This is a genomic window from Pseudomonas sp. BW7P1 (genome assembly GCF_024981055.1).
GTDB lineage: Bacteria > Pseudomonadota > Gammaproteobacteria > Pseudomonadales > Pseudomonadaceae > Aquipseudomonas > Aquipseudomonas bananamidigenes.
The window spans coordinates 1,057,141-1,081,940 of sequence record NZ_CP103374.1; the positions used below are offsets into that span (position 1 = coordinate 1,057,141).

Sequence of the window (24,800 nt, forward strand, 5' to 3'; positions counted from 1 at the left end):
CAACCATGAAACGCACCCGCAAACCCCAGGCCACGCTGAACCTGCCTACCCTCAAACTCGAAGGCGGGCTGTTCCTGCCCGATCAACTGGAAAAAGCCGCCGAGGGCCGCGCCAGCGCACAGCTTGAGTCCGACTATGCCCCCCCTAAGGGTGTCAAGCTCAAGGACGAGTATAGCCGCGGCTTTCAGATCGCCTGTGCTCAATGGCAGCATTTCGCCGCACAGATGGAACGCACCGACGTCAATACCACGCAGCTCACCACCGCTTTTATTCATGAACTGCTCCGTGATGCTTTTGGCTACACCACCCTGCAACCTGCGCAAGAGCAAGAGGTAGGTGAACTGCGCTATCCCATCAGCCTTATGGCCGGTCACCTACCTGTTCTGGTGGCTCCGCACACCGTGAGGTTGGACGACGCCGACACGCAGTTTGCTGTGCAAGGCAGTGGAAACCGCAAAAAATCCCCATTCCAAGCTATGCAGGAACTGCTCAATTCCAGCGAAGCGCTGCAATGGGGCCTCGTTAGCAACGGCAGACAGTTACGCCTGCTGCGTGATGCTGCCTCGCTTACCCGCCCCAGTTTTCTCGAAGTCGATCTGGCCGATCTGTTCAGCAGCCAGCGTTATGCCGAGTTCGTCAATGTCTGGCGTCTATTGCACGCCAGCCGTGCTCCTTTGCTCCCATATCCTCTCATGGGGGATGGCCATGGTGAGGGGAGGCCATCCGCAACGTGCATCTGGGAGCAATGGCGTAGTGAAGGCCAGCAAGAAGGCACCCGTGTGCGCGATGGGCTGCGCAACGGCGTCGAACAAGCACTGTTGACCTTCGGCACGGGCTTTCTGCAACACAATGCCAACCACAGCCTGCGGGCTGCATTGGACAGCGGCACGCTGAGCAAGGACGCCTACTTCCAGCAACTGCTCCGCCTAATCTATCGTTTAATTTTCGTCTTCACAGTCGAAGAGCGTGGTGTACTGCACCCCAAGGATGACGGTGGCGAGTCCGTGGCTGCCCGACGCGCGTATACCGAAGGTTATGCCTTGGCTCGCCTGCGTGAGTTGTGTCTGAAACGCCGCGCCCGCACCCGGTACGACGATCAATGGCAAGCCATTCGTATTGTATTTCGTGGCCTTGCTCAGGGCGAGTCACGCCTAGCACTGCCTGCATTGGGCGGTCTGTTCGCTCCCGAGCAATGCCCCGATCTGGATGCCGCCAGCCTGGACAACGCCCACTTATTGGCTGCTCTGCAACAACTGCGCTGGGCTCTGGTGGCTCAGGGCAAAGGTAGCAGCCTTACTCCTGTAGATTACCGCAACATGGGGCCGGAGGAGCTCGGCAGCGTATATGAAAGCTTGCTGGAACTGGTACCCAGCATCGACTTGCCAGCGCGCCGTTTCGGCTTTGTCGGCCTTACCGAGGAAGGAAGTACCGCTGGTAACGCCCGTAAGCTCACCGGTAGCTATTACACCCCCGACAGCCTGGTGCAAGAGCTGATCAAAAGTGCACTTGAACCAGTCATTGAGCAGCGCTTGGCCGGCAATCCAACCAACCCCATCGCGGCGCTGCTGGCTATCCGGGTTATCGATCCCGCCTGCGGCAGCGGCCACTTCCTGCTTGCCGCCGCACGCCGCCTGGCAGAAACACTGGCCCAGTTACGGAGCCTCGAAGGCGGGCAGGAGGGGGCCATCCAGCCTCAGGACTACCGTCATGCTCTGCGCGAAGTGGTGGCCCACTGCATTTATGGCGTGGACCGCAATCCCATGGCTATCGAACTGGCACGCATGGCTTTGTGGCTCGAGGGCTACGAGGAAGGGCGCCCGCTGGGATTTCTCGATCATCACCTGCAAGTCGGCGACGCCTTGCTGGGCCTTACCGACTTAAAAGTATTGGAACAAGGTATCGCCAAGGACGCTTTCAAGCCCCTCAGCGGCGACGACAAAGACGTGTGCAAGGCACTGGCCAAAGTCAATGCCGCCGCCCTCAAAGACTTGGAGAAAAAGCGTACCGCGCGCACTTTCGGCCAGACCGAACTCGTTCAGCGGCACGATATTGGCCTCGAGGCATTGCGCGCGCTGGAAGCCCTGCCCGAAGACAGCAGTGAACAGATCGCCGCTAAGAAGCAGGCCTACGACCGCTACCTGCACACCGCTCGCACCGGCCAGCTTGCCCAGGCAGCCAATCTGCTGTTGGGGGCCTACCTGTTGCCCAAAACAGAAGGCAACGCTCAGGCCATCCCTACCACAGCCGCGCTCTACCTCACCCTGCTAGGCAATGCTCTGCCTACTGAACTGCAGCCGGCGCTGGCTGCGGCACAGCAAGCCTGCGAAGAGGCCCGGGTGCTCCACTGGCCATTGGCGTTTCCACAGGTATTTGCCCAAGGTGGTTTTGATTGTGTGCTGGGCAACCCTCCGTGGGAGCGCATCAAGCTGCAAGAGGAAGAGTTCTTCGCAACACGCCACAGTGACGTGGCTCGGGCCCGCAACAAGGCCGAGCGCGCTCAGCGTATTCAGTGGCTCAGTGATGGCATGCTGGCGCGCCACCTCTACCCCGAACTTGCCCATGAAACGCACGAGGACGAAGCGGAAAAACGCCTCTACCAAGCGTTTATATCGGCCCGTCGTACCAGTGAGGCGGCCAGCCTGTTCGCCCATGTTAAGGGTGACGATGGTGGCCGCTTCCCGCTTACCGGCGTGGGCGATGTGAATACCTATGCGCTGTTCTCAGAAACTATCCTGCAAATCCAAGCCAGTAGCGGCCGTGCCGGCTTTATCGTGCCCACTGGTATTGCTACTGATGACAGCACCAAGGCCTTTTTTGGTCACCTAACAAGCACTCAGCGACTAGTAAAGCTGATTAGCCTTTATGAAGTGCGTGCGTGGTTCAAAGCAACAGACGACAGAAAGTCGTTCTGCTTGCTAACCCTGGGAAATTCAGTTTCAACAGAATTTCTTTTTGATGCCAAGAAAATTCAAGATCTCTACGAGCCTGCAAAGTGGTTCACGTTAACACCCAGCGAATTCAGTCTTATCAACCCCAATACACTTACCTGCCCAGTGTTCCGCAGTGAGCGCGATGCTGAACTGTCTAAGAAGCTCTACCGTGTGGCGCCTGTTCTGATTCGTGATGCTGTGACCGCAGGTAAAGGCAAGCAGGCTAAGGTGATAGAGCCTGTAGTCAATCCATGGGGAATTTCGTTTTTGACGATGTTCCACATGTCGAACGAAAGTCATTTGTTCAAGTACGAATTTGCACCGGACCGTCTGCCCCTATACGAAGCCAAGCTTATACACCAGCTTGACCACCGCTGGGCAACGTATGACAACAATGGCAGCAGTCGCGATACAACCCTTGCCGAAAGAAATGATCCGGATTTCATCGTTACCCCACGCTACTGGATCAATCGTACCGAGGTGGAGGAGCGCCTGTGCAAACGCGACCGTGATGGTCGCGTAGTTTGGCAGTGGGAGCGAGATTGGCTAATGGGTTGGCGAGATATTGCCTTGCGCTCTGTAGAGCGAACAGTGATTGCATCGGTGATACCAAGGGTCGGAGTCAATCATAAAACTCCACTATGGTTCGCCAAATCCTCACCATCTGTTGAGCATTCGGCGGCGCTTTTGGGTAACTTTAATTCACTAGTTCTGGATTATGTCGCTCGCCAAAAAATTGGTGGAACATCGCTAACCTACTTCTACTTGAAGCAGTTTCCCTTTCTTCCTCCTGAACGCTATACCGAAGCCGATCTCGCTTTTATTGTTCCGCGCGTACTGGAGCTAACTTACACCGCCCACGATCTAGCTAGTTGGGCGCAGGATTTGGGCTATGATGGCCCACCCTTCGCCTTTGACCCCGACCGCAGGGCAATCCTTCGCGCTGAACTCGACGCCTGCTACGCCAATCTCTATAGCCTCACCCGTGACGAGCTGCGCTATATACTCGACCCCGCCGACATCATGGGCGACGAGTACCCTAGTGAAACTTTCCGGGTGCTTAAGAATAAGGAGCTGAAGGAGTTCGGTGAATATCGCACCCAAAGGCTGGTGCTGGAGGCCTGGGATATGTTGGAGCAGCCATCGCTCATCATTCCAGCAGTTAAACCGACGCGGCGTACCGCGCCGCTTTCTATCTATGCCGAAGGCGGCACACCTGCCTCCGAGGCAGAGGATTGGCTGGCTGGCCTCATATGCGATGTACTTGTACATGCCGGAGAGTGTGACGACAATCGCTTGCGACGCATTCTTGAAGCGCGGTTGCCAGAAGCTACTCCGCATGCAGGGTGGCTACATGATTGGCTGATGCCGTTGAATACAGAGCGTTGGACGCATATTTGTGGTTGGCTTCGCGATCTATTTGGCGTAGCCACCACTGCGTCTCTATCCATTCGCAATCAGGAACCATTGCACAACGTAATTGGCGATCATCGCACCGAATCGCTGGCTCAGGCCCTGGTCGAAGCGCGTCGCCAGAAAGATGCTGCCTTGAGAGAAGCGCTGGTAGGCTCGACATCGGCTGCACAAACAGATGAGCTACGCAAACGGGGATAAATGCATATGGACGATGCTACAACTTTTCCGACAAGCCCTGCTAAACCGCGCATATGGGTGGAAACGCTTTGGTTTTTGGAATCCCTGACAACTCAGCAGCCGTTGCGCGAAATCACATTTCAGTGCGGGCTGAACCTGATCGTATCGCCACCAGGGTCAGGAAGTTCAGGGCATGGTGTAGGTAAAACAGCATTCTGCCAGCTGCTGCGTTTTGTACTGGATGATCCGCTCTGGTCGAGCGGTTCGACGTTGCGCGATGAGCTGTTGAGCTGTCGTGAGTTGAAGGAAGGCGCAGTAGCCGCCCGTGTTCATGTCGGTGGTGAAGCCTGGACTGTTGTGAAACCATGGCTGCATCAGAAGCACTACCGAGCATCACGCGCAGCCGATTGGCGGCAGTTGGCCACGGGTGACGCTGAGAACGAATTCAACGCCTACCAAGCAGCACTCCACCAGCATCTGGTCGAAATCCTGCCTGTAAAAGAACTGCCAGCGTCGAAACAACCCATCGAATGGCATCAGATTCTGGCTTGGTGTTCCCGCGACCAAAACACTCGCTATCACAACTATTACCAGTGGCGTGCTGACGGGGTTGGATTTAGCCTGCCGGCGAAGTCCCCTGCGGCACTAATGCAAATCGTGCTGGGCCTACTGCACAACGCCACAACATTGCGTGATTTGGATAGCGCAGCCAAACAGATGGAGGATCAAAAATCACAGCTGCAAGCATTGCGTGAGGAGCCCGCGCGCTTGCTGACACACGTGCGCAGGCAATTGACTCGACGCCTCAGTGTCCCAGCCGCTACTCCATTCCGGCAGGACGGTCTGCTTGAGCATCCGAACCTTATCGGTTTCGCCAAGCAAAGACATGAGGCTTATCAGCAGGAACTGCGGACAATCGAGTCTGAGCGAAAAGATCTTGCTGCAGATCATCAGGCATGGGTGGAAAGGCGAGCGCCACTAAAAAACCTCATGGATCTTCTCTCCAACGAGATTGAGCAAGTGGAAGCATTGATTGCGGGCGATATCCAGCGAGTAGAAGAGTTGCAAAACGAAGTTTCGTCATTGCAGCAACGGCTGCCAACTCGCTGCGATGTAGGAAATCGCTTGCTCAAGGATTGCAGCTATGTCACTGAGCGCATCGGACAGACGCAAATTGACCGGAAGCAGCGTATCGCGGGGCATCAACGATCTAAGCAGGCTCTCGAAAGCGAGCTGCCGCTCCTGCAGGACCGGCTGAATGAGTTGAAGGAGGAGGCAGCGCCTATTGACGCAAAACTGGCAGCAATCTATCAGCAAAATACTGAACTGGATGCAAGATACGCACAGTCTCTGTCAGCACATCAGTTGCTCGACGAGTCCATCGAAGACTACGAATATTACGAAAATATCGCATCAGGCAGTTCCCAGTCGGCCGATATCGAAGCAGTCGAGCTCAAAGTTGAATCGACTCAGCGTCAACGCGAAAAGCTTCAGATACAGCTTGAGAAAGAGCGTGAGGCGGTGAAGGGGCGTCGCCGTGTCATCAGTGATGCCATGCAAGCTGTTGCTAAATCGTTACCCTCTTTCCGGTGGGGCGTTTTTAACGATGAGGACAAGCACCGCAATCACCCGTTTCAAATGGGGCCAATGCATTCAACGACTTTCAAGGTTCTGGAAATCCTGGCAGGAGATATTGCCTGCTTGCTAGACAGCACGAAAGATGAAAGCTTTCACCCTGGATTCCTTCTGCATGACTCTCCTCGTGAGGCGGAAATGAGCGAGGCCATACTATGGTCTCTGCTTAGGCATGTAGCATCGAGTGGAAGTGATTCGTTCCAATACATTGTCACCACTTCAACTGAGCCCACTGAGGCTTTCAAGTCTTTTGAGCGTCTCAGACTTTCATCCGATAACGAGAGTGGCCTTCTTCTTCGAAGGCGTCTGGGTGCAAATCTTGAGTCGTTGACATGAGTGACGCAGTGAATCCTCTACAACGCGCCTTGATTGAGAAAGCAGGCCACGACAACGGCTTCGAGCATGTGCTGCCCGCACTTGGTAATACCGTGATACTGGCTTCGGCACGTCACCGAAGTAGAGCGGCAATGGTGCCGATGGCCGGCGGGTTTGAGGTGCGCTTGCAGCCTGCTTCACCTGCGCTGGTGTCGGAGTTACTGCGCAGCTTCAAGCCATGGGCGGGGGTAGATGGTGCATTCTGTGTGCCCACTCTAGCCGATCTGTCCACATTGCTCCGCCGCGCGGCCAGTTTGTCACAGGCGCTACCGAATCAGGCTGTACGCGATTACCACTCGGCAGTTACGCAGGCACTAGCAGCCTTGCCGAGCGGAAGCGGAGGCACAGAAGTGGAACGCCTGGTACGCCAGCGCGTAGGGCAGGATCGTTTTCGAGATGCGCTATTGATTTACTGGGGCGGTGCCTGTGCGGTGACCGGCATCACCTTAGTTGAAACACTTCGCGCCAGTCACGCCAAGCCTTGGGCGCAATGCGCCGACGATGTCCAGCGGCTGGATTCCTTCAATGGCTTCCTGCTTGCGGCTCACCTTGATGCACTTTTTGATCGCTTTCTGATTAGCTTTGATGATGACGGAAACTTGCTAATCGCCGGTCGCATATCCCAAAACGATCTGCATCGCCTTGGTATCCACTCAGGCATGGCATTGCGCTGGCTGGCTAACGAGCATCGGCCATATTTACGGTGGCATCGCGAACGTTTCCTGCTCGGCGCCTGATCTAGAAACAGATCAATGCCTTGAGTTCTTGAGTTAAAACTCGATACAAATTCACTCGCAATTCAGCTTACTGTAAGCCATCGTTATGCTAGCTACTGGCGTTTGCTGTGGAATACCCATGATTTCCCTAGTCGACGAACAAGTAGCCGAACAGTTAGCAAATAATAATACCGCGTCGCGTCACTTCGCTGGCTCATGCGTTCCAGGTACCAAGCCAAATGCTTTCTCTGCCAAGCCCAAGGAGTGTCGCGCTGCCAGCGTTCTGCAATTTCAGCTTGGATAAGCATCGCCTGTCGCAAATGGCGTTGCCGCGTCGCATGCGACCCTGTCAGCACGCCAGCCAAGAACAACTCCATATCGAATGGCTTGGTCATGTTCGTCCCCCAATGTAGGCAGCAACCACATCGATTCGACCGTGCCCCAGCTCATTGCTGATTTGCCTCCGGGCCTCACGATCAAGGTGCTGATCTAACCCGTAGCATTGACCTCCTTTGATGGGCGCGCGGTGTTGGGTGATTTGCTCATAGCGCTCACATGCGTAAGCCGCTCGTAGCTCATGGAAGCCTTTTAGGCGGTGTGCATGCAGGATGTCCCGCGCAGGGCGAATGATTTCTTGCAGGACATTCAGATAGGTTTGATGGAGTGTAATCAGGTTGTGGCTACCCACAGGCGACACCTGCCGTGCAAACTCAAGTGCACCTCGAACATTATCGTTCACCGCAATCCAACGGGGCGCCGAGGCGCCAGCGCGACCGCCTTTCGTGCCGTCTTGGATGTTGATCCTACCGAACGCTTTCGCCTCACGATTTAGCCGCGGCAGGTCAGCCAGGATGGCCTCACGCAGGCGCATACCGGTGGCTCGCGCCAGCAGAACGATCGCGGCGGCCCGGAGCAGATTTTGGCTGCAAAGCGCATCGACGATCTGCTTCACCTGTTCGCGGTCCTGGCCCTGTGGCACAGACTGGCGAACCCCGGTGCGCTGCATACCTAACGCCTTGCTCGGACTTGGCAGTTTCACATGCTGGTCACCGCGAAGCGCTGCCATAGTCCTGTTAACGCTGGAAAGGCGGTTTTGTGCGGTGCTGACAGCAAGGTCACCGCGCCTAACCAGGTCGCGCAGATACGCCGCATAGTCCGCCAATACGTTCCGATCAATCTGCCGCGCATCATTGATACCCGGCCCCTGTTCTGAGCGGCACCACTTCACGAATGCCTGCCATCGATCACAGTGTGCCTTGACCGTGCCGTAATGACCGCCGCCGAACATGTCTTTCAGTGCCTGCGGCCCTGCATAGCTCAATTGTCTGCCGTAGCCAAAATTACGGCCGTCACGCCTACCCACCAATGCCATGTCGGTCACCTCATCTCTTGCTCTCCAGTCCTCGCCCCACGTCATCCCGCCAAGAATGCTGAGTGTTATCAGGGATCAAGGCCCCTGCGACCTGTGGGGATGTCCTCTACGCGGGACTGGCGGCTCCTTACGACCGGGAGCAAGGGCATCTCATGATCTGGCCTCCTGAGCACCGATAGCGGTGGGCGGGTGGAGGCAGCATTGGCTGACGAGACCAGTGCCTGAAGATCCTGAGCTATGTGCAAGCAGCGCTGCGATGACCGGGGCATGCCTGACTGTCAGTCAGGTGCAGTCCATTCCCTAGTCTGCGGCACCGTCATCTACAAGGCTGTTGCTGGTGACATCGGCGTTTGTCACGCCGATTGTCACGAGGGGGATTGCCGCAAAGCCATGTGCGTTCAGGGCTGCAGCAGTGGTAGAAGCGCCCGTCTCTTTCCAGAAGAAAGAGACGGGCACAGGTTGGCGCAAAAATTTGGCCAAGCGGTTAGGTTGCTGCAGGGCAGCGAGGTACGGTGTATCTGGCGCACGAGGGCCATATGTATAAGAGCATCCATCACTGGGAAGTGACCGGGCGAGCTGCCGGATGCGAATCGCCCTTGGGGAGAACCACCGCGGGAGCGGCGTGACCTTTAAGGCTCGGGTCACCTGGGGTGCTGTCATCGACAGCCTTTGCACCGCCAGTTCTACGCCTGTGGATAAACCCGGTCAAGGGCCGAAATTCTGTGCTCTTGAGGACGTGAAAAGCGGTTATCCATCGGTGGAATACCTTGGTAAATCCTGGACAATGTCGTGGCTTTTAGCTCTTCAAAGTGAGGTCCATCCAAACAGGGCGGCTTTGCAGCCCTGTTTGGATGGACCCGCGCTGACAAGCGGATAAACGAGGCTGCTTTCCCTGAACCTTGAACGCTCAATTGTTGTTGCTGCCGTTGATGCGCATGCAGAGCGCTAGCGTATCGGCACCACGTTCTTGTCTCTGACTTGGCCGTACGCTGAGGCAAGCAGGCTGCCGGTGGCGGCTTTCTGGATGTACTCACTCCACCAGGCCATCATCGGGCGCCGGCGCTCAATGTAGTCGGCTCGGTTGTAGGCGCTGCGCACCTCATCCTTGTCGACATGCGCCAGTGCAACTTCAATGAGTTCCGGGTCCCACCCATGTTCATTCAAGATGGTGCTGGCCATTGAGCGCATGCCATGGCTGACCAACCGATCCTGAAACCCCATGCGTTTCAACGCCATGTTGGCCGTTTGGCTATTGGCGTGGGTGCGTGGGTTTCTGTCTGCTGGGAAGACGTATTCGCGATGGCCGCTGTGATTCTTCAGTGATTCCAGCAGCGCGACAGCGTGATCACTCAGCGGGATGCTGTGTGGGCGGCGCTTCTTCATCCGCTCCGCCGGGATAGTCCAGACACGCCTTTCAAAGTCGATGTCTGCCCAGCGAGTGGTCGCCGCCTCGGCGGGGCGAGTCATCGTGTGTAACTGCCATTCGATCAGGCAGCGGGTGGTGCGTTTGATGCTGGCGTTCGCGATCTCCAGCATAAGCTCGGGGAGCTCTTCGGGTGGAAGCGCAGCCATGTTCTCTTTTTTGGGCTTCTTGAAGACTGCCCTGATGCCGCTGAGCGGGTTGGCGAAGATCAGGCCGGAGTTTACGCCGTAGGTCATGATCTCGTTTAGTCGCTGGCTGAGACGCTTGACCGTCTCCAGGCTGCCTTTCGCTTCGATTGGGCGAAGCAATGCGATCACCATCGGAGCGGTGATCTTCGTCAGTGGCGTTGTCTTCAAATCGGGGAACACGTGCAGCGTGAGCGATCGCCAAATGTCCTCGGCGTAGGCCGGGGTGACCGAGTCTTTCTTGAGCTCGAACCAGGCGGTGGCCACGTTCTCGAAGGTGTGTTCCGTTTCTGCGCGCTTGGCTTCATTCAGCGTATTGCGCTGCACCTTGGGATCAATGCCCTGTGCGAGTAGCTCACGCGCTTCGACTGCCTTTTTTCGTGCGTTCGCCAGTGACAGTTCGGGGTAGGTTCCGAAGCCGATGTTGATGCGCTTCTTGGTCACCGGTTCGCGGTAGTTGAAATTCCACAGCAACGAGCCATTGCTGCGTACGCGGAGCTGCAAACCGTCACCATCCGTGAGGACATAATCCTTGGACGCGGGTTTGACTCCCTTGAGTTGTCGATCGGAGAGGCGGAGGTTTTGAGCAGGCATGAGATTGTCCTCAGGCACTGATTCGGTATTCCAAAGATTAGCACTGGGTGGACTGGAATACCGTCTGGAATACCCGAACGGTTGGAACTCAAAAACTCTCAAAAGACCGCAAAAGCGCTGGAAGCCGCGTATTTACTGGATCGCAGACACAAAAAAAGACGCCCGTGGACGTCTTTGTTTGATCATTTGGTGGAGCCGGGGGGATTTGAACCCCCGTCCGCCAGTACTCCGCTGTCGGTACTACATGCTTAGCCGTGTCTATTAAGTTAACCCTCAGCGACCCGACGGGCAGGGTGCTTTGGGCGAGTTGTGTAAGTTTTAGCCGCTTCGTCCACAACGTACTGCACGGCGATTCTGTTCTATATGACAATCATTTCGGGTTTACAGACATCCCCTGATGATTGCTGGGCCCGAAGGCACCAGAAGTGCATGTCAGCTGCAATTAAGCAGCGAGAGCAGCACCGTATTGGTCGTCATTGGCAACTATAAGAAGTTGCAACAGTGGATTTACGACTTCTGTTACCAAGTCGGCATGCACCTAGAGTTTCGCAACCGGCGTCGAATCCTGAACGGCCCCGAACTCATTGCCCGGTACATCTGTTGGAGCAACAAGCACGTGCAGTGTACGCCAAACGGCCCGCGAGGCCAACCCGAAGGTTGGCCGGGCTTCGATCAATTGTTGGTGCCGCTGGATTTTCGGAGTTCCGTAATGGTCTGCGAGGTTTCCGCGACGCAATCATCGATTTTGCCCTGGGCCTTGAGCGCCTGTGCCTTCTGCACACTGGTTTCGGCGCGCTGGCTCAGTTCCGGCGACGATGAAAGCTGGGCCTTGGCATTGTTGATGGTCTGGATGTTGGCATCGCACAGGTCGGCAGGCTTGTCGGCCGCGAACGAGGCGGATGCCATCATCGATGCCGTAACGAACAGACCTAACAGTACAGAACGTTTCATATGAATCTCCTTGAACTGAGGGATCCAGACTTCGCTGGCCGTCAGGACGGGCAACCGGGTGGAGGAAAAGCCCCGTTTGGCGGGGCTTGTTCTGTGGACTGCCGTGGCTTTCAAGGAGTTCTATTTTTCTTCAGCCTGTTTTCGCCCGGGTCACCCGATCCACCAGATACACCAGCCCGTGATAGTCGATGCCGCCGTGTTGCGTCAAGCCGATTTCACAGGTCCGGCTGGTGGAAATTCCTTCGCTGCAATGTTGCACCGCATCCTTGAGGGTACGCAGCGAATGGCCGTTGAGCTCCGGTGTGGTGAAGCCCTTGTCGCCGGCAAAACCACAGCAATGAATACCTTCCGGGATCACCACGTTCTTGCTGCACTTGCGCACCAGATCGATCAGTGCCTGACTCTCGCCCAGATGCTGAGTGCTGCACGTCACATGCACGGCAATCGGTGCGTCCTGCGGAATGAACTCCAGCCGGTCCATCAGATGGGTGCGGATGAAGCGCACAGGGTCATACAGATCGAGACGAACATTTCCTACATCCTGTGCCAGTCGCAAGGTGCAGGGACTGGTGTCGCAGTAGATCGGATCGAGCCCGCCACGGCTGGCGTGCAGCAGGGCGCCGATCAGTTCCTGGCGCTTGTGCTCGGCCTGTTCGGCATAGCCTTTGGAGGCGAAGGGCTGGCCGCAGCAGAGGTTGTCCAGATTGTCTGGAAGCACCACCTGATAACCGGCCTTCTCCAGCAGACCACGGGTTTTGTCGTACAGCGACATCTGCTCCTTGTCGCCCGCCGCCGGCCCCATCACTCGCGACACGCAAGCCGCCAGATACACCACACGCGGGCGTCCGTCCGACAGGCCGGGGCTGACCCGAATGGCTTTTTCCGGCTGCGGCATGGCGTTGGTCCACTGCGGCACCTGGCCTTTGGACAGACGCGTCAGCGTTCCCGACAACTTCGCCAGACGCGGTGCTCCCAGCAGCATCCGAGCACCGTTGGCCACGTGCAGGGTGAACCGTGCGCCTTGCAGGGTGGTGGCGAAATTTCCTTCGATCCAGTTAGCCGCTTTCGTATGGGTGGCGTTACGGGCGCGCAGTTTTTTCACCAGCTCGCCGGTGTTGATGCCTACAGGACAGCGCTGCGCGCACAAACCGGTCGCGGCGCAGGTTTCGATGCCCTGGTACTCGTAGGCTTTTTCCAGTTCGGTGGTGTCGATGCCGGCGCGCTTTCGCGCCTGAATATCGCGCCAGATCACGATGCGCTGGCGCGGGCTCAGGGTCAGGCCTTTCGATGGGCAAACCGGCTCGCAGAAACCGCACTCGATGCATTTATCCACAATCTCGTCAGCGGCCGGCAGCGGTTTCAGGTGCTTGAGGTGGATCTGCGGATCTTCGCTGAGCACAACGTCCGGGTTGAGAATGCCCTGAGGATCGAGCAGGCGCTTGAGCTGCCACATCAATTGATAGGCGTCGCTGCCCCATTCCTGTTCGACAAAGGGCGCCATGTTGCGCCCGGTGCCGTGCTCGGCCTTTAACGAGCCGCCGAACTCCACGGCCACCAGCTGCGCCACGTCGTCCATGAACGCCTGATAGCGTGCGACTTCTTCCGGACTGTTGAAGCCTTGGGTGAAGACGAAGTGCAGATTGCCTTCCAGTGCGTGTCCGAAAAGGATCGCTTCGTCGTAGTGATGTTTGTCGAACAGCTCGATCAGACGGTTCACGCCGATCGCCAGTTGTTCCACCGGGAAGGTGACGTCCTCGATGATTACTGTAGTGCCGGTCTTGCGCACGGCGCCGACGGCGGGGAAGGTGTCCTTGCGGATGGCCCAGAGGCGGGCGTTTTCGACCGGGTCTTCGGTGAAATCGACCTGTTTTTCCACCGGGAAGCCGTTGAGCGATGCCATGATCTGCGCCAGTTGCTCTTGCAGCAAAGTGGAAGAGGCGGCGCGGGATTCGATCAGCAGCGCGCAGGCATTGTTCGACAGGTGCTGTACGAAATCCGGCATGCCGGGTTTGTCCTGCACCGAGCGCAGACTGCGACGGTCGAGCAGCTCCACGGCGGACACTGGTTGGCTCTTCAGCACCGTGACGGCGTTGCAGCAGGTTTCCACATCCGGAAAAACGATCAGGGCCGAGGCTTTGTTCGGGTGGTCGATCACCGTGTCGTAGGTCACTGCGCTGATGAAGCCGAGAGTACCTTCAGAGCCCACCAGCAGGTGACTCAGGATATCCACAGGCTCATCGAAATCCACCAGGGCGTTGAGCGACAGGCCGGTGGTATTTTTCAGGCGATATTTGTGGCGGATTCGTGCAGCCAGTTCGGCATTGGCGCGGGTCTCGCGGCCCAATGTCGCCAAACGCTCCAGCAACTCGCCGTGACTGGTGCGAAATGCCGCGACGCTGGCGGCGTCTTCGGTGTCCAGGCGCGTGCCGTCGGCCAGCACCAGGCGAATCCCGGCCAACGTATGGTAGGTGTTTTGGGCGGTGCCGCAGCACATGCCGCTGGCGTTGTTGGCGACGATGCCGCCGATCTTGCAGGCGTTGATCGACGCCGGATCCGGGCCGATCTTGCGCCCGAACGGCGCCAGCCACGCGTTGGCCTGAGCACCGATTACGCCCGGTTGAAGGCGGATTTGCGTGCCTTGCCCCCGGATCTCACGGGCGTTCCAGTTATCCCCAAGCACGATCAGCACCGAATCGCTGATCGCCTGGCCGGACAGACTGGTGCCGGCGGCACGGAAGGTCACCGGCACCTGATCGCGGCGGGCCAGTTTCAGCAGCGCCACCACTTCATCTTCGGATTCGACGCGGATCACCAATTGCGGAATCAACCGATAGAAGCTGGCGTCGGTGCCGAAGGCCAGTGTCGACAGCGGATCATCGAAACGCCGTTCGGCCGGAATCAGTTGTTGCGCATCGCGCAGGAAAGTCACCGGTAGGGTCATTGGTCCTCCAGGATCAACACCACCAGGTCTTTCGGGCCGTGGGCGCCGTAGGCCAGCACTTGTTCGATGTCGGCGGTTTTCGACGGGCCGGAGACCAGCAATGCATTGGTCGGCATGCCTTGCGCCCACTCGAATTCCTGCTGCACCTGATAGAAGTTGTCGCGGATCTGACTGGCCTTGAGCAGGGCGAAGTGCACCGGTGGTACCAGGCTCATCAACCGTGGTTCTTCGCGGGTCGGCCAGAGAATCAGGCTGCCCGTAGCGGCGATGGCGCCGAGGGTGCCGGTAAGGCTGGCCGGGGTGTCGTTGAACAACTCGGCTTTCCATTCCTCCACCGGTCGGTCGTAGGATTTCAGCGTCGGCAGATCAGGATTGTTCGCCCAGTGCTGTGTTATGCGTTGCCCGTGAGGCGTCGTCGGTGCGATCAGCAGGCTTGGTAACTGGCGGTCGCGCAGCAATTGCGCGAGCAGGGCCGGCCACGCGCCCGCAGACGTCAGATGGATTTCGGTGTGCACCGCTTCCATCAGTTTGCGCAGTTGCGGGATCCGTTGTTCGGCGCTGTAGGTGTAAGGCCGGGTCACCAGATCGACATCGAAGTTGTCGGCAATCGGTGTGGTGCCGGTCAGACTTTTACGCAACTTGCCGAGGATGTTTTGCTTGGCGCTCATCAACGATCTCCTTGTTTGGCCAGATGCTCGCGGGCCATGTCATGCAGTGAGCGGGCGGCGGGTTTCGGAGCGCTGTGATTCTGCGTCCACGGCCCGACATTGTTCGGCGTCAGCGCGCGCAGGCGTGTGGCGAAGAACGCAAACAGTCGATACAAAGTCGGCGAGCTGTTGAGTTTCGCCCAGGCATTCCAGATGAACCGTTCCTTGCGCGAATACTTGCTGCCCTGGCCGCGCATCACTTGATGAGGACTGTCGGGAGCTTTGACGTTCTCCTCGCGCAGGCGACGCAGCAAAGCAGGAATTGGAATTTTCACCGGACACACTTCACCGCAGGCGCCGCACAGCGAAGACGCGCTTGGGTGGTCCGGGACTTTCGCCAGGCCGACCATGTGCGGGGTGATGATTTTGCCGATCGGGCCGGGATAAACCTCGCCGTAGGTATGGCCGCCGACACGGGTGTAGACCGGGCAATGGTTCATGCAGGCGCCGCAGCGGATGCAGTTCAAGGTCTGGCGCAGTTCGCTGTCGGCAAACGCCTGGCTGCGCCCGTTGTCGAGCAGGACCAGATGCACTTCCTGCGGGCCGTCGAGTTCATGCTCCTTGCGCGGGCCGGAGATCATGTTGACGTAGGTGGTGATCGGAATGCCCAGCGCCGAACGGGTCAGCAATGACAGCAGCGGCACCACGTCACGCAGGTTTTCCACGACTTTTTCGATGCCGGTGACGGCGATGTGCACCGGCGGCACGGTGGTGGTCATGCGTCCGTTGCCTTCGTTTTCCACCAGCAGCAGGGTGCCGGTTTCGGCCACGGCGAAGTTGACACCGGAGACGCCGATGTCCGCTTCGAAGAATTTCTGCCGCAGGACCCTGCGACCGATCTGAATGAGTTGGTCAACGTCCTTGGTGTATTCCACGCCAAGTTTGTCGTGGAACAAGGACGCGACCTGACCGGCATTCTTGTGGATTGCCGGCATGATGATGTGTGAAGGCTTCTCGTGGTCGAGCTGGACGATGTATTCCCCCATGTCGGACTCCAGACATTCAATGTCTTGAGCCTCGAGGAAATGGTTCATCTCCATCTCTTCGCTGACCATCGATTTGCCCTTGATCACTTGCCGCGCCTCGTGAGCGCGGATGATCGAAAGGACGATGCCATTGGCCTCGTCCACCGTTTCCGCCCAGTGCACTGTCACACCGTTGCGGGTCAGGTTCTGTTCCAGTTGCTCGAGCAGGTCGGGCAACTTGGAGAGCGCGCGGGCACGGATCGCATTGCCCAGTGCGCGCAGGTGTTCTCTTTCGTGGGCATCGCTGAAAGCCGCTGCCCGCTTGGTCATCAGCGAATCCATCGCCGTGCGGAAGTTGTTCCGTAACTGCGAATCGCCCAGAGCGTTGCGGGCCCGGGCGCGGAAGTCGTCTTCTACGGCAACCACAGGAATCATTGTGGAAGTGCTCATCGCGCACCTCCGGTTCGTTGCCAGAGAAAGCTCGCCAGGTGTTGCCCGCGCAGCGCTTCCTTCTGTTTTTCCAGCGAGCCGTTGATGTTCATCAGGCAGCCGCAATCGGCACTGAGTACCTGATGCGCACCGGATTCCTTCAACGCCCGGGTCTTGTCGGCCACCATCGCGCCGGAAATGTCTGGCATACGGACGCTGAATGTCCCACCGAAGCCACAGCATTCGCTTTCGTGATCGTGGTTGACCCGTTCCACGTTGCTCAACTGCGCCAACAACTCGCGGCCGTGCAGGTGGGTGTTCATTTCCCGTCGTGCCGAACACGAAGTGTGCAGCGCCACTTTGACCGGCTCGCCGCTGTCCTTGAGCTGCACCTTGCAGACGAACAACAGAAACTCGGCCAATTCATAGGTCCGGGCCGCGAGGGCCTGAACCTGTTTCAGCGTTTGCGGCTCGTCCTTGAACAAGTCGGCGTAATGCTCACGGATCATTCCCGCGCAGGAGCCGGACGGCACCACCACTGGATAATCACCGGCAAACAACGCCAGTTGCGAGCGCGCCACCGTCCGTGCCTGCTCGGTGTAACCCGAGGTGTAGGCCGGTTGTCCGCAGCAGCTCTGCCCTTGCGGGTAGTCGACCCGAATGCCTTCGCGTTCCAGCAAGTGGATCGCGTCCATCCCGGCTTCGGGATAAAACAGGTCGACCACGCAGGTGCCGAACAGGTAGACCCGCGACGGTTTCTCGCTCGGGTACTGCCGGGGTTCGGGCAGTGGTGGTGCAACGCGGGTGGCGTTGGGCACGGCGTTGTAAAAAAGCTCGCTCATCAGGCGTGTCTCCGGGTGGACCCGGTTATCCGTCTGTCGAGGCTGCCGAATATAGAGCGTGTTGCTTTCAGCAGCCTTACAGACCGGGTTGTGAATTGCTGACGCCGGAATCGCGAACCGGCGTCGGTTATTTCCATGTCGCTTGTGGTCTTCTTGTAGGTATCAGTGCACCAGCATGCCGGTGAACCAGTAGGCCTGGGCCAGGGTGATCAGGCCGACAATCGTTGCAAAGAATAGGCTGTGCTTGAGGGTGAAGCGGAACAGGTCGGACTCCTTGCCTACCAGACCGGTCGCGGCACAGGCCACGGCGATCGACTGTGGCGAAATCATCTTGCCGGTCACGCCGCCGCTGGTATTGGCAGCGACAAGCAAGGTGTCGTTGACCCCGATCTGGTGCGCGGTGGTTGCTTGCAGCGAGCTGAACAGCGCGTTGGACGAGGTATCGGAACCGGTGAGGAACACACCCAGCCAACCGAGGAACGGCGAAAAGAACGGGAACGCTGCACCGGTCGCGGCCAGCACCAAAGCCATGGTCGAAGACATGCCGGAATAGTTGGTGACGAAGGCGAACGCCAGCACCATGCCGATCGACAGAATAGGCCAGCGCAGTTCGTAGAAGGTCTCTTTTAAAGTGGTCAGACCAGTTTTGAAATTGATCTTCAGGATCACCATCGAGATCAGCGCGGAGAAGAAAATCGCCGTGCCGGTGGCGGAGATCGGATCGAGCTTGAACACCGCCGGGATGGCTGTCGGTGTGGCGACGATCGGTGCGGTCTTGATCACCAGTTGATCCAGATGCGGGATCGCGAAGTTGAACACCCAGGCATACATCGAGCCACCGGCGGCGAACATGGCCTTGAACGGTTTGAGGGTCCAGATGGTGACCAGCACCGTGAGGATCAGGAACGGCGACCAGGCCTTGAAGATTTCCCCGAAGCTGTAGGGTGATTCGATGGTGGTGCGTTTTTGGCCGAAACCACCGACGCTGGCGGTCACCACCGAGGCGGAAACCGCGCCGGCAATGTGTTGGCCGGCGGCGCGTTTCGGCTGCCAGATTTTCAGGAACAGCGTCAGCGCAATCAGGCTGGCCAGGGCCGAGGTGATGTCCGGCAGTTCCGGGCCGATGAAGTTCGAGGTGAAGTACTGGGTCACTGCGAAGCTCAGGCCGGCAACCAGTGCGGCTGGCCAGGTTTCACGCACGCCGCGCAGGCCGTCCATCATGAACACCAGCCAGAACGGCACGAACAGCGACAGCAGCGGCAACTGGCGGCCGGTCATGGCGCCGATCTTGAACGCATCGATACCGGTGACCTGCCCGGCGACGATGATCGGAATCCCCAAGGCACCGAATGCAACCGGCGCGGTGTTGGCAATCAGGCACAGGCCGGCGGCGTACAGCGGATTGAAGCCCAGTCCGACCAGCAGCGCGGCAGTAATCGCCACCGGCGCACCGAAACCGGCTGCACCTTCGAGGAAGGCACCGAAGCAGAAACCGATCAGCAGCACCTGCAAGCGCTGGTCATCGGTGATCGACAGCACTGAACTGCGGATGACTTCGAACTGACCGCTCTTGACCGTCAGTTTGTACAGGAACACCGCCGCCACGATGATCCAGGCAATCGGCCACAGACCGTAGGCAAAACCATACCCGGCGGCGGCGAACGCCATGTCCACCGGCATCTGGAACGCGAAGATCGCCACTAGGATCGCCAGTGCCAGCGTGATGCTGCCGGCGACATGGCCTTTGAGGCGGAACACCGCCAGGGCAAGGAAGAAGAACACGATGGGGATGACGGCCGCGAGTGCGGACACGCCGAGACTGCCGAGCGGGCTGTAGAGCTGTTGCCAGGTTTGCATATGGGGTGGCCCCTAATTGTTGTTGGTCAGGCACTGTCAGCGTTCTTGGTTAATTGGTAAGACCAATTTACAATCGCTGTCGGCTAGGGTAAAAGCCTTGATGTCGGTGTGTCAATTTGTCGCCCGGAAACTTTCGTCGAATGACCGGTGCAGGCTCGAACTGATCCGCTCCGGGGCGTTTCATCTGGCAGGTGTCGGCAGGGCGTCGATAGGCCAGAATAGAGAGCCCGGCGCATGGTCGGGCTCGTGGAGAATTGAGTGATGGGGTTTGATCAGATACGTCAGCGCCGTTTGTCTGACGATATTGTCGAGCGGCTTGAGGGGATGATCCTTGAGGGCACGCTCAAGCCTGGCGAGAGACTGCCGGCCGAGCGCGTGTTGGCGGAGCAGTTCGGTGTTTCCCGACCTTCGCTGCGCGAGGCGATCCAGAAACTGGCGGCCAAGGGGTTGCTGGTCAGCAAACAGGGTGGCGGCAATTACGTGGTGGACAGCCTGGGCTCGACTTTCAGTGATCCGCTGCTGCAATTGCTGGAAAGCAATCCCGAGGCCCAGCGCGATTTGCTGGAATTTCGCCACACACTGGAGGCATCGTGCGCCTATTACGCAGCATTGCGCGCCACCGATGTGGATCGCGAGCGACTGACCGCCGCGTTCGAAGAGCTACAGGACTGCTACTCGCGCCATGACGAAGTGAGTCGGGCCGAGGAGGGCGCGGCGGACGCGAAATTCCACTTGGCCATCGCCGAGGCCAGCCACAACGCGGTGTTGCTGCACACCATTCGCGGATTGTTCGACCTGCTCAAGCGCAACGTGGTGACCAATATTGGCGGTATGTACAAACAGCGCACGGAAACCCGCGACATGCTGATCACTCAGCATCGGGAACTGTATCAGGCGATTATCGAAGGGCGTGCGGAGCAGGCGCGAGAGGTGTCCAGCCGACACATTCTGTACGTGCAGGAAGTGCTGGAAGAGGTGCGTCAGGAAGTTCAGCGCGTGGCTCGGGCGGAGCGGCGCAAAGGGATGTAGCGGTGAACGATTGATTGTGGCGAGGGAGCTCGTTCCCGGTACTGGTCATTTCATGAAGACCAGGCGACTGATTCGCAGTCGAGCGGGAGCAAGCTCCCTCGCCACAGAGCCGGATCAAGGTTGAGGAATCAGTCTTCCTTGCCCTTGTTGCGCACCGCACGCTGCAACTCGCGACCGGCATCGCGTTCGCGTTCGGTATCGCGCTTGTCGTATTCCTTCTTGCCCTTGCCCAGAGCGATCTCGCACTTGACCATGTGCTTGCTCCAGTACCAGGACAGGCAGACGCAGGCGTAACCCTTCTGCTGCACGGAAGCGGCCAGCTTGTCCAGCTCGCGGCGGTTGAGCAGCAGCTTGCGGGTGCGGACCGGGTCGGCGATGACGTGGGTGCTGGCAGTCGTCAACGGCGTGATGTGACTGCCGAGCAGCCAGGCTTCGCCGTCCTTGAGCAGGACGTAACTGTCGACCAGTTGCAGCTTGCTTGCCCGCAGACTTTTTACTTCCCAGCCGGCCAGGACCAGACCAGCCTCGAACTTGTGCTCGATGAAGTAATCGTGTCGCGCCTTTTTGTTTTGCGCGATGGTCCCTGTTGGGTGTTTCTTCTGTTTAGCCATAGGGGCGGCATTATATGGAGATAAATGGCTGTCGGCTACGGTGATGCTGCGTGCTTGAGCAGGTTGAGTGAATCCCGGACAATGCGGCCTCTTTTTCTAACGCTTGGGCGTGATAAACGATGTCGACAGACAAGGTTTCTGTCCACGGCAGTTGGGCTAGCCGCTGGGTTTTCATATTCGCCGCGACCGGTTCGGCCGTGGGACTGGGCAGCATCTGGAAGTTCCCCTACATGGTCGGGGTCTACGGTGGCGGTGCTTTTGTGCTGATGTTCCTGGCCTGCATTGCGCTGATCGGCATCCCGGTGATGCTCGCGGAAACCCTGATCGGCCGGCGTGCGCGGCAGAGTCCGGCCAACGCCCTGAAGGTGCTGGCCCGGGAAGCGGGATACTCGGGCAAGTGGTCGTGGGGTGCGTTCGCCGGGATGATCACGGCGTTGCTGATCCTGTCTTTCTATAGCGTGGTCGGCGGCTGGTCGCTGGATTACATCATCGACATGGGGCGCGGGGATTTCCAGGGGGCGACGGCCGATCAGGTCGGTGCCTATTTTGGCAATGTCATCGCCGATCCCTGGCGCATCACGCTCTGGCACACGGTTTTCATGCTCCTTTCCGCCATCGTGATCGCCAAAGGCGTGGTTGCCGGGCTTGAGCGCAGTCTGCGGATCATGATGCCTTTGCTGTTTGTGATGGTTCTCGTCTTGCTGGGCTATAGCATGACCACCGGGCATTTCATGGAAGGCGTGCATTTCATGTTCGACTTCCACCCGGAGAAAGTCCTCGACGGCCTGCTGCCGGCCATGGGGCACGCGTTCTTCTCGCTGAGCGTGGGCGTGGGCTCGATCATGATCTACGGCGCCTACATGACCAAGGAGGCTTCGCTGTCCGGCACCGTCGTGGGTGTGGCGCTGCTCGATACCTTCGTTTCATTGGTGGCCGGTCTGGCACTGTTTCCGATTGTGTTTGCCGGCGGTCTGAACCCGAGCGAAGGTCCGGGGCTGATGTTCGTCAGCCTGCCATTCGCATTTGGTAACGTGCTGTTCGGTCAATTGATGGGCGTGGTGTTCTTCGTCCTGGTGGCAATTGCTGCCTGGAGTTCGGCCATTTCCCTGCTGGAGCCTATGGTCGCCTATCTGGTCGAGCGGACTAAAATCAGTCGTGCCTGGGTGACGTTCTGGCTGGCGTTCACCTGTTGGTTCGTCGGGCTGGGTACGGTGTTTTCCTTCAATATCTGGAAGGAAGCCAAATTTTTCGTGAACGAAGGCGGGATGTTCCATCTCTACCAATGGGGTGCTGCAGGCGGTCTGGACTTCTTTGGTGTGATCGACTTCTTCACCTCGCGAATCATGCTGCCACTCGGCGGGCTGTGCTTTGTGCTCTTTGCCGGTTGGGTGATGGGGCGCGAAGCGGTGCGTGACGAATTGTCGATCCGCAGCCCGGTGCTGTTCGCTCTGTCTCTGTTCTTGATGCGCTATGTGGCGCCCATCGGCATTCTTGTAGTGTTTGCCACCCAGCTCTGGAAGTAACGCTCACATGACGACACATATTCAACGATCGGCACTGTTGCCTTACCCGGCGCAGTTTCTCTACGACCTGGTCAATGACGTGGCGCGTTATCCGGAGTTTCTGCCGTGGTGTTCCTCCGCAGAAGTTCTGGAAAGCTCGCCCGAGCACATGCGCGCCAGTGTCGGCGTGGCCAAGGGAGGGTTGAGTCAGCACTTTGTGACGCGTAACACCCTGGTGCCGGGTCAGTCGATCGAGATGAACCTCGAAGAAGGGCCGTTCAATCAGTTGCACGGCGTCTGGGTGTTCAAGGCGCTGAACGAGAAGGCCTGCAAGATCAGCCTCGATCTGTCCTTCGATTATGCCGGCCCGCTGGTCCGCGCCACGCTCGGGCCGCTGTTCAATCAGGCCGCGAACACATTGGTGGATGCATTCTGCCAGCGCGCCAAGCAGTTGCATGGTTGAGCCGGTGATCGAAATCGAAGTGGTGTATGCGGCGGTTGATCGTCAGGTGCTGCGCACGATCAGCGTGGCAAAGGGATCAACCGTGCGTGCTGCGCTGTTGGCCAGCGGTATTGGCGCCGATTTTCCTGAGCTGGATCTGACTGCTTGTCCGGTCGGAATTTTCGGCAAGGTGATCGCCGATCCGGATGTGCGGGTTGTTCAGGCGGGGGATCGCCTGGAAATCTATCGGCCATTGCTGGCTGATCCGAAAGAGGTGCGCCGATTGCGGGCCGCCAAGGCTGCCGAGGCCAAAGCGAGAAATCAGTGATTACGCCGATCTGCAGGCAATAAAATGTATGGTCAGCCCATCTCCTGCAACCTCATGGGCTGTTTTCGGTAAAGCTGGCTTGCGCTAATGTATCCGGGCTCATTGTGAGCGTTGCGCCACAACGCTCGGCCCTCGATGAGTAGCCGCTCCCGACTGTCCTGAAAAAACCCTCAGCCTCTGAAGCTGATTTTATTGCCAGGTTCTCAGTCGGGCCGTTTGCCGTTTACTGTCATCAGTCAGTGACGTCGCAAAAGCCGGTGTTAAAGCTGTACATTCAAGCTTTCGGATGTGGGTCGTACTGGCCGCCTTTGGCCAGTACCGCCCACACGATTCGCGCCAGTTTGTTCGCCAGCGCGCAGGCGACGATATTGGAGTGCCGACGCGTCAGCAGCTCTCGAACCCAAGGCCCCAACGCATCATCCCTACCGTCGATATGCTGCATGATGGCTCGTGCGCCCTGCACCAGCAGCCGGCGTATGTGCTTGTCGCCGCGTTTTGTGATCCCCAGCAGCACTGTCTTTCCGCCGGTTGAATGCTGTTTCGGTACCAACCCCAACGAAGCCGAGAAATCACGTGCGCTGCGATAGTTCGAGACATCCCCTATATCTGCCAGCAAGGCGCTGGCAGTGATCGGGCCGATGCCAGGGATGCTCTGCAAACGGCTTCCGGCGTCGTCCTCTTTCAACTGATGCTTGAGGTCGGACTCGATGTCCTTGATCTCTTGGTCCAGTTGTTGAATCTGCCGGTAGAGACGCATCACCAAACCCTTGAGGCGCAACGGCACCAAGTGTTGCGGGTTGTCGAGCAACGTCGGCACACGGTGCAGCGCAGCGGTTCCAATAGGCAGGCTGATCCCGAACTCCAGCAGAAACCCATGAATCTGGTTGATCGCGACGGTGCGATGGCCACTCAGGGAATCTCGGACACGATGCAGCGCTGAAAGCGTTTGTTGCTCTGCGGTTTTGATCGAGCAGAAGCGCATCGCGGGGCGGCTTGCCGCCTCGCAAATCGCTTCGGCATCAATGAAGTCGTTTTTGTTGCCTTTGACGAACGGTTTGACGTACTGCGGGGCGATCAGCTTCACCTTGTGGCCCAAAGTGCCGATCTGTCGAGCCAGCCAGTGAGCGCCGCCGCATGACTCCATCACCACCGTGCAGGCCGGTAGCTGGGCCAAGGTGCTGAGCAATTGGCCGCGATTGGTTTTCTTGCGCAGTACCTGATGACCTTTGGCATCCTAGCCATGCAGGTGGAAACTGTGTTTGCCAATGTCGATACCGAGAAGCGTCATCGTGTTCATGAGAGATCCTCCGCCGAAAACGAGAAAAGCCCTGCAAGCGTAAACCTGCAGGGCTTCTCGGTCAGGCTGACCATCT

At 58.2% G+C, this 24,800-nt stretch carries 17 protein-coding genes, 1 other RNA gene and 1 pseudogene; 7 read left to right on the plus strand and 12 right to left on the minus strand.

The window, feature by feature from the left end; translation table 11 throughout:
• Positions 1-5: 5 nt before the first annotated feature.
• From NWV16_RS04630 to NWV16_RS04640, 3 genes are read left to right on the plus strand one after another with little or no spacing between them, the layout of a single operon-like run.
• Positions 6-4,544, plus strand: a complete 4,539-nt coding sequence (locus tag NWV16_RS04630) for an Eco57I restriction-modification methylase domain-containing protein (protein ID WP_260522148.1) — start codon at positions 6-8, stop codon at positions 4,542-4,544.
• 6 nt (positions 4,545-4,550) lie between these two features.
• Positions 4,551-6,494, plus strand: coding sequence for a chromosome partitioning protein ParA (locus tag NWV16_RS04635; protein WP_260522149.1), 1,944 nt, complete (start codon positions 4,551-4,553; stop codon positions 6,492-6,494).
• Entirely contained in the window at positions 6,491-7,270 is a 780-nt protein-coding gene (locus tag NWV16_RS04640; protein ID WP_260522150.1) for an HNH endonuclease, read from the plus strand. Before NWV16_RS04635 ends, NWV16_RS04640 begins: the two co-directional genes overlap by 4 nt.
• A gap of 92 nt (positions 7,271-7,362) precedes the next feature.
• On the opposite strand, the gene NWV16_RS04645 is transcribed toward NWV16_RS04640, so the two are convergent.
• The 10 genes from NWV16_RS04645 to NWV16_RS04690 form a co-directional block, all read right to left on the minus strand.
• On the minus strand, positions 7,363-7,644 hold the full coding sequence (locus NWV16_RS04645; protein ID WP_260522151.1) for a hypothetical protein: 282 nt from the start codon (positions 7,642-7,644) through the stop codon (positions 7,363-7,365).
• A complete protein-coding gene (locus NWV16_RS04650; protein WP_260523478.1) occupies positions 7,641-8,621 on the minus strand; it encodes an integrase domain-containing protein in 981 nt (326 codons plus the stop codon). Before NWV16_RS04650 ends, NWV16_RS04645 begins: the two co-directional genes overlap by 4 nt.
• 945 nt (positions 8,622-9,566) lie before the next feature.
• Entirely contained in the window at positions 9,567-10,823 is a 1,257-nt protein-coding gene (locus NWV16_RS04655) for an integrase domain-containing protein (RefSeq protein WP_260522152.1), read from the minus strand.
• Between the two features lie 187 nt (positions 10,824-11,010).
• Positions 11,011-11,400, minus strand: a transfer-messenger RNA (tmRNA) gene (ssrA, locus tag NWV16_RS04660).
• Between the two features lie 95 nt (positions 11,401-11,495).
• On the minus strand, positions 11,496-11,774 hold the full coding sequence (locus NWV16_RS04665; protein ID WP_065259951.1) for a hypothetical protein: 279 nt from the start codon (positions 11,772-11,774) through the stop codon (positions 11,496-11,498).
• Positions 11,775-11,904: 130 nt separating this feature from the next.
• Positions 11,905-14,715, minus strand: a complete 2,811-nt coding sequence (locus NWV16_RS04670; protein WP_260522153.1) for an FAD-binding and (Fe-S)-binding domain-containing protein — start codon at positions 14,713-14,715, stop codon at positions 11,905-11,907.
• Positions 14,712-15,383: a lactate utilization protein C gene (locus NWV16_RS04675; protein WP_260522154.1), complete on the minus strand. Its 672-nt coding sequence runs from the start codon at positions 15,381-15,383 to the stop codon at positions 14,712-14,714. Before NWV16_RS04675 ends, NWV16_RS04670 begins: the two co-directional genes overlap by 4 nt.
• Positions 15,383-16,837, minus strand: a complete 1,455-nt coding sequence (locus tag NWV16_RS04680; RefSeq protein ID WP_260522155.1) for a LutB/LldF family L-lactate oxidation iron-sulfur protein — start codon at positions 16,835-16,837, stop codon at positions 15,383-15,385. The genes NWV16_RS04675 and NWV16_RS04680 overlap by 1 nt, the downstream gene beginning before the upstream one ends.
• The gene (locus tag NWV16_RS04685) at positions 16,834-17,658 is read right to left on the minus strand and encodes a (Fe-S)-binding protein (RefSeq protein ID WP_065259955.1); all 825 of its coding nucleotides are present in this window, start codon (positions 17,656-17,658) and stop codon (positions 16,834-16,836) included. The genes NWV16_RS04680 and NWV16_RS04685 overlap by 4 nt, the downstream gene beginning before the upstream one ends.
• Positions 17,659-17,820: 162 nt before the next feature.
• A complete protein-coding gene (locus NWV16_RS04690) occupies positions 17,821-19,515 on the minus strand; it encodes a lactate permease LctP family transporter (protein ID WP_260522156.1) in 1,695 nt (564 codons plus the stop codon).
• Positions 19,516-19,776: 261 nt separating this feature from the next.
• Here NWV16_RS04690 and NWV16_RS04695 point away from each other — a divergent pair, with 261 nt between their 5' ends.
• Positions 19,777-20,544, plus strand: a complete 768-nt coding sequence (locus tag NWV16_RS04695; protein ID WP_260523479.1) for an FCD domain-containing protein — start codon at positions 19,777-19,779, stop codon at positions 20,542-20,544.
• Positions 20,545-20,672: 128 nt separating this feature from the next.
• Here the strand turns inward: NWV16_RS04695 and smpB are convergent, their stop codons facing one another.
• Positions 20,673-21,155 carry an SsrA-binding protein SmpB gene (gene smpB, locus NWV16_RS04700; RefSeq protein ID WP_065259958.1) on the minus strand — a complete coding sequence of 161 codons (483 nt, stop codon included), beginning with the start codon at positions 21,153-21,155 and terminating at the stop codon, positions 20,673-20,675.
• Between the two features lie 119 nt (positions 21,156-21,274).
• On the opposite strand from smpB, the gene NWV16_RS04705 reads away from it, so the two are divergent.
• From NWV16_RS04705 to NWV16_RS04715, 3 genes are read left to right on the plus strand one after another with little or no spacing between them, the layout of a single operon-like run.
• The gene (locus tag NWV16_RS04705; RefSeq protein WP_260522157.1) at positions 21,275-22,678 is read left to right on the plus strand and encodes a sodium-dependent transporter; all 1,404 of its coding nucleotides are present in this window, start codon (positions 21,275-21,277) and stop codon (positions 22,676-22,678) included.
• Between the two features lie 7 nt (positions 22,679-22,685).
• Positions 22,686-23,120 carry a type II toxin-antitoxin system RatA family toxin gene (locus NWV16_RS04710; RefSeq protein WP_065259960.1) on the plus strand — a complete coding sequence of 145 codons (435 nt, stop codon included), beginning with the start codon at positions 22,686-22,688 and terminating at the stop codon, positions 23,118-23,120.
• On the plus strand, positions 23,113-23,427 hold the full coding sequence (locus tag NWV16_RS04715) for an RnfH family protein (RefSeq protein WP_260522158.1): 315 nt from the start codon (positions 23,113-23,115) through the stop codon (positions 23,425-23,427). Before NWV16_RS04710 ends, NWV16_RS04715 begins: the two co-directional genes overlap by 8 nt.
• A gap of 274 nt (positions 23,428-23,701) precedes the next feature.
• Here NWV16_RS04715 and NWV16_RS04720 read toward each other — a convergent pair.
• A pseudogene (locus NWV16_RS04720) lies at positions 23,702-24,724 on the minus strand (IS110 family transposase).
• Between the last annotated feature and the right edge of the window lie 76 nt (positions 24,725-24,800).

Coding starts and splice junctions, on each gene's coding strand:
- smpB (WP_065259958.1), bottom strand. CDS start 21,155: ATGGCTAAACAGAAGAAACACCCAACAGGGACCATCGCGCAAAACAAA.
- NWV16_RS04690 (WP_260522156.1), bottom strand. CDS start 19,515: ATGCAAACCTGGCAACAGCTCTACAGCCCGCTCGGCAGTCTCGGCGTG.
- NWV16_RS04635 (WP_260522149.1), top strand. CDS start 4,551: ATGGACGATGCTACAACTTTTCCGACAAGCCCTGCTAAACCGCGCATA.
- NWV16_RS04675 (WP_260522154.1), bottom strand. CDS start 15,383: ATGAGCGCCAAGCAAAACATCCTCGGCAAGTTGCGTAAAAGTCTGACC.
- NWV16_RS04645 (WP_260522151.1), bottom strand. CDS start 7,644: ATGACCAAGCCATTCGATATGGAGTTGTTCTTGGCTGGCGTGCTGACA.
- NWV16_RS04710 (WP_065259960.1), top strand. CDS start 22,686: ATGACGACACATATTCAACGATCGGCACTGTTGCCTTACCCGGCGCAG.
- NWV16_RS04670 (WP_260522153.1), bottom strand. CDS start 14,715: ATGACCCTACCGGTGACTTTCCTGCGCGATGCGCAACAACTGATTCCG.
- NWV16_RS04640 (WP_260522150.1), top strand. CDS start 6,491: ATGAGTGACGCAGTGAATCCTCTACAACGCGCCTTGATTGAGAAAGCA.
- NWV16_RS04655 (WP_260522152.1), bottom strand. CDS start 10,823: ATGCCTGCTCAAAACCTCCGCCTCTCCGATCGACAACTCAAGGGAGTC.
- NWV16_RS04630 (WP_260522148.1), top strand. CDS start 6: ATGAAACGCACCCGCAAACCCCAGGCCACGCTGAACCTGCCTACCCTC.
- NWV16_RS04680 (WP_260522155.1), bottom strand. CDS start 16,837: ATGAGCACTTCCACAATGATTCCTGTGGTTGCCGTAGAAGACGACTTC.
- NWV16_RS04705 (WP_260522157.1), top strand. CDS start 21,275: ATGTCGACAGACAAGGTTTCTGTCCACGGCAGTTGGGCTAGCCGCTGG.
- NWV16_RS04695 (WP_260523479.1), top strand. CDS start 19,777: ATGGGGTTTGATCAGATACGTCAGCGCCGTTTGTCTGACGATATTGTC.
- NWV16_RS04715 (WP_260522158.1), top strand. CDS start 23,113: ATGGTTGAGCCGGTGATCGAAATCGAAGTGGTGTATGCGGCGGTTGAT.
- NWV16_RS04650 (WP_260523478.1), bottom strand. CDS start 8,621: ATGGCATTGGTGGGTAGGCGTGACGGCCGTAATTTTGGCTACGGCAGA.
- NWV16_RS04685 (WP_065259955.1), bottom strand. CDS start 17,658: ATGAGCGAGCTTTTTTACAACGCCGTGCCCAACGCCACCCGCGTTGCA.
- NWV16_RS04665 (WP_065259951.1), bottom strand. CDS start 11,774: ATGAAACGTTCTGTACTGTTAGGTCTGTTCGTTACGGCATCGATGATG.